Raw genomic sequence first — 12,803 nt, 5'->3', positions numbered from 1 at the left:
AGCGCGGCGCTTCACTCTTCGGCGAACGCGCCGCGCAGCAGGCCGGCGAAGTTGCGGATCAGCGGCGTCACTCCCTCACGGCGCCATGCCAGCTGCACCTCCGAGTGCGCGCCGGCATCGGCCAGCGCGACAAAGCGCGCGCCTTCCACCCGGATGTGGTCGCACGAGGACGGCAGGATCGCCGCACCCAGGCCAGCCGCCGCCAGGCTGATCAGCGTGGACGCCTCACCGGCTTCCTGCACGATGCGTGGAGTGAATCCGGCAGCCGCGCACAGCGCGATCATGTGGTCATGGATGCCGGCGCCGGCACTGCGTCGAAAGGCCACGAACGGTTCCTGCGCGAACGCACGCAGCGACAGCGTTCCCTGTTCCGGGAGCCGGCGCAGGGCAGGGTGGTCGGCATGCACGATCAACGCCAGCGGATCGACGAACAGGCTGTGCGCAACCAGTTCCGGCGGCAGCGCGCGCTTGCGGATGATGCCCACGTCCAGTGAACCGTCGAGCAGGGCGTCGATCTGCTGCAGCGTGTTCATCTCGCTCAGCTGCAGCCGCACCTGCGGATACTGCTGGCGGTAGCGCAGGATCGAGCGCGGAATCTGCGGGGACAGCGGCGTGGCCCGGGTCAGCCCGATATGCAGCTCACCCTGCTCGCCGCGCTGTGCACGCTGTACCTCGTCCACTGCCGTCTCCACCTGCTGCACGATGGCCCGCGCGCGCTCCTGCAGCAGTTCACCGGCAGGCGTCAGCTGCACGCGGCGATGGCTGCGCACGAACAGGCGCGCCCCGATCAGGTCCTCCAGCTGGCGGATCTGCTGGCTGAGCGGCGGCTGCGACATGCCCAGCCGCTCGGCCGCCTGGCCGAAGTGCAGGGTCTCGGCAACGGCGAGGAAATAGCGCAGGTGGCGCAGTTCGATGGACATGCGCCCAGTCTATTCATCGCCAGCCGGAAATGAATCAGAGGTTGGATCCGACCCCGTGCCGACCAACGGTCGGCATCCGCCAAGAGCAGCTGGCACTAAACAACAGAGGGAAACTGTCGAAGGCGGGGTGGGTCCGGTTGCGGGGGTGTGAGCGGCATGGATGCCGCGACCAAGCCCCCATGGACGGGTTTACGGCGCCCCCCGCAACCGGACCCATCCCGCCGTCCCACACATAGCCAGCTGTTGCCGTTGCTTCGGCTTGAGGCTTCGGCAGGTGCAGGGCGGCAGCCCTGCAAACCAGAACCCCCTCACCGCTCGGAGTGCCCGCTCTGGTCGTAATCGCGCGGGCTGAACAGTTCCGGCTGGATCAGCTCGATGAACGCTCGTGCCTGCGCCGACAGCGCCTTGCCGCGGCGCACGATCACGCCATAGCTGCGCTCCGGGAACCAGCGCTTCATCGACCGCGCCGCCAGCCGCTCGTGGTCGGCCTCGTTCAGGCACAGCGCCGGCACGATGGAAATACCCATGCCCATCGCCACGTACTGCTTGATTACTTCCCAGCCGCCCACCTCGAGGGCGACGGTGTACGCGATGCGATGGCGCTGGAACACCTGGTCGACCAGACGGTAGGTGATCTGCCGCTTCGGCGGCAGCACCAGCGGATAGCGGGCGATGTCGGCCAGCTCCAGCTCCGCGCCCCGGGCCAGCGGATGGTCATGCGGCGCGATCAGCACCTGCTCGAAACGATAGGCCGGGGCGTAGCTGAGGTCGGCGGGCACGTCGGTCATCGAGCCGATGGCCAGGTCAGCGGCGTCCTCGCGCAGCAGGTCGGTGCCGTCCGCGCTGATCGCGTTGTGCAGGGTCAGGCGCACGTCCGGGTGATGCATGCGGAAGCGCTCGACGATCTTCGGCAGCAGGTACAGGATGGTCGAACTGTTGGCCGCGATGTTCAGTTCGCCCGCATCCAGCCCGCGCACCTTGTCGCGGAAGCGCGCCTCCAGCCCGTCCAGGCTCTCCACCAGCGGTTGTGCCATTTCGTACAGCAGCTGGCCCTCGCGGCTGGGCACCAGGCGGCGGCCGCTGCGCTCGAACAGCGGTACGCCCAGCTCCCGCTCCAGCGCCTGCAACTGCAGGCTGATGGCCGGCTGGCTGACGAAAAGCGCCTCAGCCGCCCGTGAGACTGAACCCAGACGCACGGTCTGGCAGAACGCACGCAAGGGTTTCAGGCGGTCGGATTTGTAGGAAAAACGAGGACTTGGCGAGCTGCGCGTGGTCATGGCGTAACGAGTATTAGCACAATTTATGTAAAGCATTGCAAAAACTGTTTTGCCAAATACTGAGCGCCAGCGGCACGGTGGAGACGTTCCCCACTGCTGGAGTCGTCCCATGTCTGCCGTCGCTTCCGCTGTTCCCTCCCCCGCCGCCAAGGCCACGCCCGGCATCGCCCTGGCGACCCGGGTGGCCGGCCAGGACACCCTGCTGCCGGCGCCGCTGCTGGCCCTGCTGGTGTCGCTGCACCGGGCGGTGGAGCCGGGCCGGCAGGCGCGGCTGCAGGCTCGCCGTGAGCGCCAGGCGTTCTTCGACCGCGGCGGCCTGCCGGACTTCCGTGAGGACACCGCCGCGATCCGCAGCGGCGACTGGACCGTCGCGCCGCTGCCGGCCGCGCTGCAGGACCGCCGCGTCGAGATCACCGGCCCGACCGATCCGAAGATGGTCATCAACGCGCTGAACTCCGGCGCCAAGGTGTTCATGGCCGACTTCGAGGATTCGACCTCGCCGACCTGGCGCAACCTGCTGGCCGGGCAGCAGTCGCTGGCCGCTGCGGTGCGTGGTGACCTGGAGTACACCGCGGCCAACGGCAAGCACTACACCCTGCGCCCGTACGACGAGCAGGCCGTGCTGATCGTGCGCCCGCGTGGCTGGCATCTGGACGAGAAGCACGTCCGCATCGATGGCCAGTTCCTGGCCGGTGGGCTGTTCGACGCGGCGGTGTTCGCCTTCCACAACGCCCGCACGCTGCAGCGCAAGGATCGTGGCCCGTACTTCTACCTGCCCAAGCTGCAGAGCATGGAAGAGGCGGCCCTGTGGGAGACCGCGCTGTCGCACATCGAAGGCATGCTGGGCCTGCCGCACGGGCAGATCAAGGTGACCGTGCTGATCGAAACGCTGCCGGCGGTGTTCGAGATGGACGAGATCCTGCACGCGCTGCGCGACCGCATCGTCGGCCTGAACTGCGGGCGCTGGGACTACATCTTCTCCTACCTGAAGACCTTCCGCCGCCACGCCGACCGCGTGCTGCCCGAGCGCGGCCAGGTGACCATGACCCAGCCGTTCCTGAAGGCGTATTCGGAACTGCTGATCCAGACGTGCCACCGCCGGGGGGCACATGCGATGGGCGGCATGGCGGCGCAGATTCCGATCAACAACGACGCCGCTGCCAACGAGCAGGCGATGGCGCGTGTGCGTGCCGACAAGCTGCGCGAGGTGAGTGCAGGCCATGACGGCACCTGGGTCGCGCATCCGGCGCTGATTCCGGTGGCGATGGCGATCTTCGACGAGCGCATGCCTGCGCCCAACCAGCACCACGTCCTGCGTCAGGACGTGCGCGTGGGCCGCGACGAACTGATCGCGCGTCCGCCGGGCACCATCACCCGCGCCGGCTTCGAGGGCAATGTCGAAGTCTGCGTGCGCTACCTGGCCGCGTGGCTGGACGGCAACGGCTGCGTGCCCATCCATCACCTGATGGAAGACGCGGCCACCGCCGAGATCAGCCGCAGCCAGTTGTGGCAGTGGCTGCATACCCCGGGCCAGCAGCTGGACGACGGCACGGCCATCGACCTGGCACTGCTCGACACCACCCTGGCGCAGCTGCCCGCACGCCTGGGTGATACCACGGCGCTGCCCGGCGGCGCGCGCATCGGCGAAGCCATCGCCCTGCTTGGCGAACTGAGCCGCAACGATGAACTGACCGACTTCCTGACCCTGCCGGCCTACGCGCGCATCGACTGATCCCCGCGCCCGTTTCCACGCCGCTTCCCTTCCCGCTGCACGCACCACTGAACTGGAGATAGACATGAGCACCCTGCCCACTGCCGAACAGATCCAGCACGACTGGGACACCAACCCGCGCTGGGAAGGCATCCAGCGCAACTACAGCGCCGCCGACGTGGTGCGCCTGCGCGGCACTGTCCATATCGAGCATTCGCTGGCCCGGCTCGGCGCGGAGAAGCTGTGGAAATCGCTGCACGAGCGCGAGTTCGTCAACGCGCTGGGCGCACTGACCGGCAACCAGGCCATGCAGCAGGTCAAGGCCGGCCTGAAGGCCATCTACCTGTCCGGCTGGCAGGTGGCGGCCGATGCAAACCTGGCCGGGCAGATGTATCCGGACCAGTCGCTGTATCCGGCCGATTCGGTGCCGGCGGTGGTCAAGCGCATCAACAACACGCTGCTGCGCGCCGACCAGCTGCATCACGCTGAAGGCAAGGACGACATCGATTTCCTGCAGCCGATCGTGGCCGATGCCGAGGCCGGCTTCGGTGGCGTGCTCAATGCGTTCGAACTGATGAAGGCGATGATCGAAGCCGGCGCCGCGGGCGTGCATTTCGAGGACCAGCTGGCATCGGTGAAGAAGTGCGGCCACATGGGCGGCAAGGTGCTGGTGCCGACCCGCGAGGCCATCGAGAAGCTCAACGCGGCACGGCTGGCGGCCGATGTGCTGGGTGTGCCGACCCTGCTGGTGGCGCGCACCGACGCCGAAGCGGCCGACCTGCTGACCAGTGACATCGACGGCAACGATAAGCCGTTCACCACCGGCGAGCGCACCGTCGAAGGCTTCTACAAGACCCGCAACGGCCTGGAACAGGCCATCAGCCGCGGCCTGGCCTATGCACCGTATGCCGATCTGGTGTGGTGCGAGACCGGCAAGCCGGACCTGGAGTTCGCGCGCAGGTTCGCCGAAGCCATCCATGCGAAGTTCCCCGGCAAGCTGCTGGCCTACAACTGCTCGCCGAGCTTCAACTGGAAGAAGAACCTGGACGACGCCACCATCGCCAAGTTCCAGAAGGAGCTGGGCAGCTATGGCTACAAGTTCCAGTTCATCACCCTGGCCGGTTTCCATGCGCTGAACTACGGCATGTTCAACCTGGCCCACGGTTACGCGCGCCGGCAGATGAGCGCCTTCGTCGAGCTGCAGGAGGCGGAGTTCGAAGCGGCCGAACGCGGCTTCACCGCGGTCAAGCACCAGCGCGAGGTCGGCACCGGTTACTTCGACGCGGTCACCCAGGCGATCCAGCAGGGACAGTCCTCCACCACCGCGCTGACCGGTTCGACCGAAGAAGAGCAGTTCCACAGCGAACGCGCGGCCTGATCCAACGGTGGCCGTGCGATCGGCTGCCGACACCGCTCAGGGTGGCCAGGGAAGGGCCAGACAACGCCGGCCGGTCGGGGGACCTGCCGGCGTTGTTGTATCCCCTCGGCCCGGTCCCGCATGGCATCCGCGTCAATCGGGCGCACGCCTCGCCACGCAACTTGGCCCAAACCCTGTGAAGACGGGCATCAGCTTGATCCGGCAGGAATTTTTACGGACAGTCGTGCTCCCAAGGTGCAGCCCCCGGTCTCCACGCACCTACCGGCTGTCGATTCGTAAAAATGAGATAGGGCGCACACTTTAAAGCGGTGCTATGCTCCGCGGCTCACCAGGGGACGCTGGCGGCGGGTGCAGGGAATGACCGGCAGGGGTGCGGCCGAGAACACTGATGCAACGACCGGTATCGCCCATGTGGCGATGGCCGAGATCGTGCATGCGCTGCTGTCCGATGCCGAGGTCGCATTGTTCGCCAGATTCGGCCGGCCGCGCCGGCTCGAAGCCGGGCAGTGGCTGTTCCAGCGCGGCCATCGTGGCGAGCGCATGTACGTGATCCTGGAAGGCCGGATCGAACTGGATTTCGGCGAGGATCTGGTGATCAAGGTCCTCGGCCACCAGGAGTTCTTCGGCGAGCTGGGCCTGCTGGTCGGCGATCACCTGCGCAGTGCCGGTGCACGTGCGCTGGTCGATTGCCAGGTGCTGGAACTGGGGCCGGCCGATTTCCAGCGTCTGGTCGATGCCGATCCAGGGCTGGTGGCCTACTTCCTGCGCCGTACGATCATGCGCGTGCTGACCAACGAGCAGGCGCTGATCAGCCAGCTGCGGCGCCGCAACCACGATCTGGAAACGGCGCTCGACAATCTGTACATCACCACCCACCAGCTCACGCACACCCGTGAGCTGGTGCGTACCGACGAACTGACCGGGCTGCACAACCGCCGCGGGCTGACCCTGTACCTGCAGGAGTGCCGGGCCGATGGGCAGGGCGCACCGCAGGGCCTGCTGCTGATCGATTGTGATCGCTTCAAGCAGATCAACGACCGGCACGGTCACCAGGCCGGCGACCGGGTGCTGCAGAGCATGGGCAACATCCTGCGCTCGATGGCCGGCGAACACGACCTGGCCTGCCGCCTGGGCGGCGATGAGTTCTGCCTCATCCTGCGGCGCGGCACCCACGAAATCGTGCAGCATGCCGCCGAGTTCATCCTCAGCGCGGTGCATGGTCTACTCGAACGCAGCCATGGCACGCCCCATGTGAGCCTGGTGAGCATCGGCGCCAGCCTGCTGGCGCCGGATGCGGACTGGAGCGAGTGGTATGCGCGTGCGGACCGAGCGCTGTACCAGGCCAAGCGCGATGGCGGCAACTGCCTGCGCTGGGTGGACGCGCCGGACGGGCACTAGAGCGGAGACACCGGTGATGAAGGGCGACAAAGGAACGTCGGCGCCACACAACCAGCAGCTGCGCGCGCTGCTGTTCACCGACCTGTGCGATTCGCTGCAGCTGGTTGAGCGGATCGGTGATGTGGCGGCGGCCGAGCTGTTCCAGCAGCATGACCGTCTGGTGCTGGGTCTGCAGCAGCGCTGGAACGGGCAGCTGATCGACCGTTCCGACGGCCTGTTCGTACTGTTCGAGCGCACCATCGATGGCGTCGGTTTTGCCCTGGCCTACCAGACTGCGGTGGAGGCGCTGGGGCGTGAGCGCGGCATCGTGCTGCGCGCGCGTGCGGGCCTGCATGTCGGTGACGTGCTGTTGTGGAACAACAGTGCCGAAGCAATGGCCCATGGCGCCAAGCCGGTGGAGGTGGAGGGCCTGGCCAAGCCGATGGCGGCGCGGCTGATGCAGCTGGCCTGGCCGGGCCAGGTGTTGCTGTCGGCCACCGCCGAGCAGATGGCACGGCGCGCTACCTCCACGCTGCCCTGGGCCAGCGAGGCGCTGCGCTGGAAGCACCATGGGCGCTGGCGCTTCAAGGGCATCACCGAGCGCCAGGATGTGTTCGAGATCGGCCTGCGTGGCAGTGCGCCGCTGCGTCGACCGCGCTCGGGCGAGAAGGCATGGCGCGATCTACCCTTGTGGCGGCGTCCCGCGGCTGTGGTCACCGAGGCCGCGCTGGCGGTGACGCTGGGCGTGCTGCTGTGGATGCTGCTGCGCCCGGCGCCGGCCATCGCCTTCGCCGAACGGGACTGGGTGATCCTGGCCGCGGTGCAGAACACCACCGCCTATCCGCAGCTGGACAGCAGCCTGGAGCAGGCGCTGTACATCAGCCTGGGTCAGTCACGCTTCGTCAACATCCTCAGCGAGTTGAAGGTGCGCGACACCCTGCAGCTGATGCAGCGCTCGCCACAGGCACGGCTGGACCGAGGCCTGGCCATCGAGGTGGCCCTGCGCGACGGCGCGCGCGCGGTGCTGGTACCGAGCGTGCTCGAGCTCAACGGCAAGGTGCGGGTCAGTGTCGAAGTGGTCGATCCGCACAGCGGCCAGACCGTCTATACGCGCTACGCCGATGGTCGAGGCCTGGAATCGATCCTGACCTCCACCGACCACGTGGTGGCAGCGCTGCGCGCCGACCTGGGCGAAGCGTTGCGTGATGTCGGTCGCGATCAGCGACCACTGCCCACCGTGGCGACGGCCAATCTCGATGCCCTGCATGCCTACGCCAAGGGCGTCGATGCCACGGCGGCCGCCCGCTACGACGACGCACTGATGTTCTACGAGCAGGCCACCCGGCTCGATCCCGCATTCGCCTTTGCCTATGTGGGGCAGATGACCATCCAGCACGCCAAGGGCAACCTGGAGCAGGCCGCCGTGCTGTACCGGAAGGCGGTCAGCCAGCGTGCCCACCTGACCGCACGCGACCAGCTGTACCTTGACGCGTGGGCAGCGGATTTCGCAGGTGCACCGCCCATGCGCATCGCCGACAAGTGGCGCCTGCTGACCGAGCTGTACCCGGACGACCCGGCCGGTTGGATGAACTACGCCAAGATCCTGTACACCCAGGGCGACTATGACGGCGCCCTGGCCGCAACACAGCCGCTGCTGGCCCGCCAGCATTCTCGGCGTGCGCTGGTGCTGGTGTTCGTGGCGCGGGTGCAGCTGGCCCGTGGCGAAGTCGCCGCAGCCGAAGCGGCGCTGCGTGGCGCACGCCTTCATCCGGGCTGGAATGGCGATGGCATGGAGCCGGTGATCGCCGCGCTGGCTGGTGATTTCGAGGCCGCCAATGCCGGCTTTGCGGCGATGCCCGTATCGGGGCCGGGGACGCGCATGCTGCGCGCGGCGGTGCTGGCCATGCAGGAGCGCGCGCACGAGGCAGCCACCGACATGCGGCAGGTGGCTGCCCAGTGCACGACGGTCGGTGGGCTGTGCGACATCTACGCGCTGCAGGCACTGGCCTGGCGCGAACAGGAAGGCGACCACGTGACGGCGCAGGAATACCTGCGTGTGCTGGACCGGGCGCTGGCCGCGGTCGACCGTCGCCATCCTGCGCCAGCGCGCCGCAATGCATTCATCGCCCTGGCGGCGGCCTATCATGCCGCGCGCGCAGGCCACGCCTCGGTGGTGATGCAGCGCAGGGACCCGCTGCAGGCCCTGCCTGAGCGCGACGCGGATCCGCGTCTGCGCGAGCTCTGGAACCTGCTGCGTGCCCGCATGGCCTTCGACCAGGGTGACCTGGACCAGGCGCAGGACCTGCTGGCGCAGCAGCCGTCGGCGAACCTGTTCCAGTGGCGGGTGCTGCAGCTGGATCTGGTGACCGCGCGCGGCGACCAGGCCGCGGTCGCACGGCAGGCGGCGTGGCTGCAGCGCCACGCCGGCCTGGCATTTGCTGAAGACACCGGTGACTACGCTCTGTTGCCACTGAACGCGATGGACGTGCAGCGGCTGGCGGCAGGCCGCGCCGCCGCAGTGATGCCTGACAAGGGCACGGTGGCCGCGCCCTGAGGCCGGTCTATCGATCCAGGCCGGGCAGGCCATCCTCGAACAGGAACGGCACGGTGAACGAGGCACGCGCGTCCAGCAGCTCGCGCAGGCGCGGAGCGGCCTTGGCGAACTCGGCCTTGCTGCCCAGCGTGGCCAGCGGCGTATGGCAGGCGCGCACGCAGTCTTCATCGGCGCCCAGATCGAGCAGTGCCTGGCCCGGATCCGCGGCGAAAGCCTTGCGGAAGTCATCGTCGCTGGACAGGCGTTCCAGCAGCTGCTGGACGACGTGGGTGGGAAGCGGTGAAGAAGACATGGCGTGCAACCGACGGGCTGGGAAAATGGAAGTATCGGCAGCGATCGTGCGAAGTTGATGGCAGGCACGTGCAGCGCGCTATGATCGGCGCCCCCGCAGGCCTTTCGATTGCACGCCGATGAGATTCCGCCGTTGCCGGACACTGTTCGTCGAGCCGGTCGAACGCCCGGCCTTTGCATTGGCCGACCTGATGGCCGGCGGCACCGGGGTGACCTTCGAGCAGCGGCTGCAGGTGCGTACCGCCCACCTGCCTTCGGCATGCGAGATCGATGCCGACAGCTGCGCCTGGCTGTTGGCCTGCAGCGCCGAGCATTGGCAGCCGATGCCGGAGGATGCGGCCTGCCGCCGCCGCGTACTGGCGCTGCTGCAGCAGGGACTGCTGGTGAGCGACGATCCGGCCCATGCCGAGGCCTGTGCGGCCGAGCAGCGCGTGCGCGACAGCCACTGGTGGCCGCTGTCGGCGCTGCACTACCAGCAATCCTGCTGGGATGGCGTGGACAGCAGCGCGGACATGCAGCGTCAGCAGCTGGTGACCGCGCGCGACCTGGTCCGCAGCTTCGGCAATCCGCCGCCGGAGGCGCCGCCACGCCAGCCCGGCGCGCTTGCGCTGCCCCGCTGCGATGATGATCCGATGCAGGAACTGCTGCAGGCGCGTGCCACCTGCCGGAATTTCGATGCGACCCGCGCGCTGCCGCTGCCGTTGCTGGCACGGCTGCTGCAGCAGGTGCTGATGGCGCAGGCACAGGTGGAAACCGATCCGGACGTGCGGTTCCTGAAGAAGAACGTGCCCTCGGCCGGCAGCCTGCATCCGCTGGAAGCCTATCTGATGGTGCGCGACGTGCAGGGCCTGGCGCCGGGGCTCTACCATTACCACGCAGTCGCGCATGAACTGGCCCCGCTGCCGGTGCAGCCCGACGATCCCGCAGGGTTCCGCCTGCGCCTGCTGGCGGGCCAGCACTGGTTCGCCGATGCCCACGTGCTGCTGGTACTGGTGTGCCGCTTCGAGCGCACCTTCTGGAAGTACCGCAACCACGCCAAGGCCTACCGTGCGGTCATGCTCGACGCCGGGCACATCTCGCAGGCGTTCTACAGCGCGGCCACCGCACAGGGCCTGGGCGCGTTCGTCACGGCGGCCATCAACGAGGCCGAGGCCGCGCGCGCGCTTGCCCTGCAGCCGATGGCGGAAGGCGCGCTGGCGGTATGCGGCTTCGGCTGGCGCGCGGCAACGATGCAGACCTCGGAGATGGACCCGGCGGGCCGTGTCTGGCCCGCCAGGATCACGCCGTAGCGTGGCTCAGGCCGCTTCGAAGTCGACCAGGACCGCGCCGTCCCCGACCTGGTCGCCGGCCTTCGCCCGGTAACCCTTCACTGTGCCGTCGGCCGGTGCCTGCAGGGTGTGCTCCATCTTCATCGCCTCGAGTACCACCAGCGGCGTGCCGCGCTTGACCTGGGCACCGGCCTCGACCAGCGTGGCCACGATCCTGCCGGGCATCGGCGCCAGCAGGCTGCCTGCATCGGCCACCGCATGCTCCGACTCGCCGACCGGGTCGTGCAGGGTGAAGCGGTGCTGGCCATCGGCGCCGAACAGATACAGCTGGTCACCCTCGCGCAGCAGCTGCAGTGACCAGCGACGGCCGTCCAGCTGCATCGTCAGGTGGTCGCCGTCGAGGCGGCCGAGCACCGTCCGGGGAGCCGCATCATCACATTGCACACGCCAGCCATCGGCCTGTGCCCACACCTTCAGCACGTGCCGGCGCTCTCCCTGCTGCAGCGGCAGCACGCGGGGCGCGGGCGCACCCAGGCGCCAGCCATCCTGTGCGCGCCAGGGCGAATGGGGGTCGCGCGGGTCGCTGCCGGCGTCGGCCGTGCTGGCAACCGCGGCGACCGCGGCCAACTGCCACAGTGCATCGTCGCTGTCACCGATGGCGCTCAAGGCGGCCTGCTCGCGTTCGATCAGTGCGGTATCCAGCCGGGCGTGCGCGAATGAATCGGTGTGGACCAGCCGGCGCAGGAAACCGGCATTGGTGGTCACGCCCACCACCTGGCAGTCAGCCAGCGCCTGGCTCATGCGGTGCAATGCGCTGTCGCGGTCCACATCCCAGACGATCAGCTTGGCGATCATCGGGTCGTAATACGGCGTGATGGCGTCGCCTTCCTCCACGCCGGTATCCACGCGCACGGTGGCCGAAGCAGCCGGCAGGCGCAGGCGGCGCAGGGTACCGGTGGACGGCAGGAAGCCGCGGTCGGCATCTTCGGCGTACAGCCGTGCTTCGATCGCGTGGCCGTGGATGGCCAGCTGGTCCTGGCGCAGCGGCAGTGGCTGGCCGCAGGCCACGCGCAGCTGCCATTCCACCAGGTCGGTACCGGTGATGAACTCGGTGACCGGGTGCTCGACCTGCAGGCGGGTGTTCATTTCCATGAAGTAGAAATCACCGTCCGGGCCGGCGATGAACTCCACCGTGCCCGCGCCGACGTAGCCCACGGCGCGTGCAGCGTCGACCGCCGCCTGGCCCATCGCCGCGCGGCGCTCGGCACTCATGCCCGGTGCCGGGGCCTCTTCCAGCACTTTCTGGTGCCGGCGTTGCACCGAGCAGTCACGCTCGAACAGGTAGACCGCATCACCGTGGCTGTCGCCGAACACCTGGATCTCGATATGGCGCGGTCGCTCGACATACTTCTCGACCAGCACATGGTCGTTGCCGAACGCCGAGGCGGCCTCGCGCTGGCAGCTGGCCAGCGCATCGATGAAGTCCTCGCTGCGTTCGACCTTGCGCATGCCCTTGCCGCCACCGCCGGCGCTGGCCTTGATCAGCACCGGATAGCCGATCGTATCGGCCTGCGCGCGCAGGAAGTCCGGCGCCTGCTGGTTACCGTGATAACCCGGCGTCAGCGGCACGCCGGCTTTGGCCATCAAGGCCTTGGCCGCGCTCTTGTCACCCATCGCGCGGATCGCGCTGGCCGGCGGCCCGATGAAGGTGATGCCGGCGGCGGCACAGGCATCGGCGAAGTCGGCGTTCTCGGACAGGAAGCCGTATCCGGGATGGATCGCCTGCGCGCCGCTCCGGCGTGCGGCGTCGAGCAGGGCCTCGCCGCGCAGATAGCTCTCGCGTGCGGCGGCCGGCCCGATGTGGATGGCCTCGTCGGCCAGGCGCACGTGGCGGGCGTTGCGGTCCGCATCGGAATACACCGCCACGGTGGCGACGCCGAGGCGGCGGCAGGTGGCGATGACGCGGCAGGCGATTTCGCCACGGTTGGCGATCAGGACTTTGGTGAACATGGCGACAGGCTCGGTCA

The 12,803-nt window shown here is 68.3% G+C and carries 9 protein-coding genes; 5 read left to right on the top strand and 4 right to left on the bottom strand.

Going from position 1 to position 12,803, the window contains the following annotated elements; all coding sequences use genetic code 11:
* Positions 1-11: 11 nt before the first annotated feature.
* Positions 12-920, bottom strand: coding sequence for a LysR family transcriptional regulator (locus AC5P76_RS10940; RefSeq protein WP_053520468.1), 909 nt, complete (start codon positions 918-920; stop codon positions 12-14).
* A gap of 308 nt (positions 921-1,228) precedes the next feature.
* Positions 1,229-2,197 carry a LysR family transcriptional regulator gene (locus AC5P76_RS10935; protein ID WP_164151111.1) on the bottom strand — a complete coding sequence of 323 codons (969 nt, stop codon included), beginning with the start codon at positions 2,195-2,197 and terminating at the stop codon, positions 1,229-1,231.
* Between the two features lie 109 nt (positions 2,198-2,306).
* Between AC5P76_RS10935 and aceB the strand changes: the two genes are divergently transcribed.
* The 4 genes from aceB to AC5P76_RS10915 all read left to right on the top strand — a co-directional run bounded on the left by aceB (position 2,307) and on the right by AC5P76_RS10915 (position 9,217).
* Entirely contained in the window at positions 2,307-3,929 is a 1,623-nt protein-coding gene (gene aceB / locus AC5P76_RS10930; protein ID WP_253118338.1) for a malate synthase A, read from the top strand.
* A 64-nt stretch (positions 3,930-3,993) separates the two neighbouring features.
* On the top strand, positions 3,994-5,286 hold the full coding sequence (aceA, locus tag AC5P76_RS10925) for an isocitrate lyase (protein ID WP_053518608.1): 1,293 nt from the start codon (positions 3,994-3,996) through the stop codon (positions 5,284-5,286).
* Between the two features lie 357 nt (positions 5,287-5,643).
* On the top strand, positions 5,644-6,684 hold the full coding sequence (locus tag AC5P76_RS10920) for a GGDEF domain-containing protein (protein WP_053518607.1): 1,041 nt from the start codon (positions 5,644-5,646) through the stop codon (positions 6,682-6,684).
* 16 nt (positions 6,685-6,700) lie between these two features.
* Complete coding sequence (locus AC5P76_RS10915) at positions 6,701-9,217, top strand: putative peptide modification system cyclase (RefSeq protein ID WP_164151113.1); 2,517 nt, start codon at positions 6,701-6,703, stop codon at positions 9,215-9,217.
* A 7-nt stretch (positions 9,218-9,224) separates the two neighbouring features.
* On the opposite strand, the gene AC5P76_RS10910 is transcribed toward AC5P76_RS10915, so the two are convergent.
* A complete protein-coding gene (locus AC5P76_RS10910) occupies positions 9,225-9,509 on the bottom strand; it encodes an NHLP-related RiPP peptide (protein WP_053518604.1) in 285 nt (94 codons plus the stop codon).
* A 118-nt stretch (positions 9,510-9,627) separates the two neighbouring features.
* Between AC5P76_RS10910 and AC5P76_RS10905 the strand changes: the two genes are divergently transcribed.
* Positions 9,628-10,797 (top strand): putative peptide maturation dehydrogenase, encoded by a 1,170-nt coding sequence (locus tag AC5P76_RS10905; protein WP_053518602.1) that lies wholly within the window; start codon positions 9,628-9,630, stop codon positions 10,795-10,797.
* A 6-nt stretch (positions 10,798-10,803) separates the two neighbouring features.
* Here AC5P76_RS10905 and AC5P76_RS10900 read toward each other — a convergent pair whose 3' ends face one another.
* Positions 10,804-12,786, bottom strand: coding sequence for an acetyl/propionyl/methylcrotonyl-CoA carboxylase subunit alpha (locus AC5P76_RS10900; RefSeq protein ID WP_253118337.1), 1,983 nt, complete (start codon positions 12,784-12,786; stop codon positions 10,804-10,806).
* Positions 12,787-12,803: the final 17 nt, after the last annotated feature.

The sequence above is a fragment of the Stenotrophomonas sp. YJH_SMC_36 genome (assembly GCF_059369935.1).
Note: the sequence above shows the minus strand (reverse complement) of the source record. Positions and strands in the feature narration are given on the sequence as shown.

Coding starts and splice junctions, on each gene's coding strand:
- AC5P76_RS10940 (WP_053520468.1), bottom strand. CDS start 920: ATGTCCATCGAACTGCGCCACCTGCGCTATTTCCTCGCCGTTGCCGAG.
- AC5P76_RS10935 (WP_164151111.1), bottom strand. CDS start 2,197: ATGACCACGCGCAGCTCGCCAAGTCCTCGTTTTTCCTACAAATCCGAC.
- aceB (WP_253118338.1), top strand. CDS start 2,307: ATGTCTGCCGTCGCTTCCGCTGTTCCCTCCCCCGCCGCCAAGGCCACG.
- aceA (WP_053518608.1), top strand. CDS start 3,994: ATGAGCACCCTGCCCACTGCCGAACAGATCCAGCACGACTGGGACACC.
- AC5P76_RS10920 (WP_053518607.1), top strand. CDS start 5,644: ATGACCGGCAGGGGTGCGGCCGAGAACACTGATGCAACGACCGGTATC.
- AC5P76_RS10915 (WP_164151113.1), top strand. CDS start 6,701: ATGAAGGGCGACAAAGGAACGTCGGCGCCACACAACCAGCAGCTGCGC.
- AC5P76_RS10910 (WP_053518604.1), bottom strand. CDS start 9,509: ATGTCTTCTTCACCGCTTCCCACCCACGTCGTCCAGCAGCTGCTGGAA.
- AC5P76_RS10905 (WP_053518602.1), top strand. CDS start 9,628: ATGAGATTCCGCCGTTGCCGGACACTGTTCGTCGAGCCGGTCGAACGC.
- AC5P76_RS10900 (WP_253118337.1), bottom strand. CDS start 12,786: ATGTTCACCAAAGTCCTGATCGCCAACCGTGGCGAAATCGCCTGCCGC.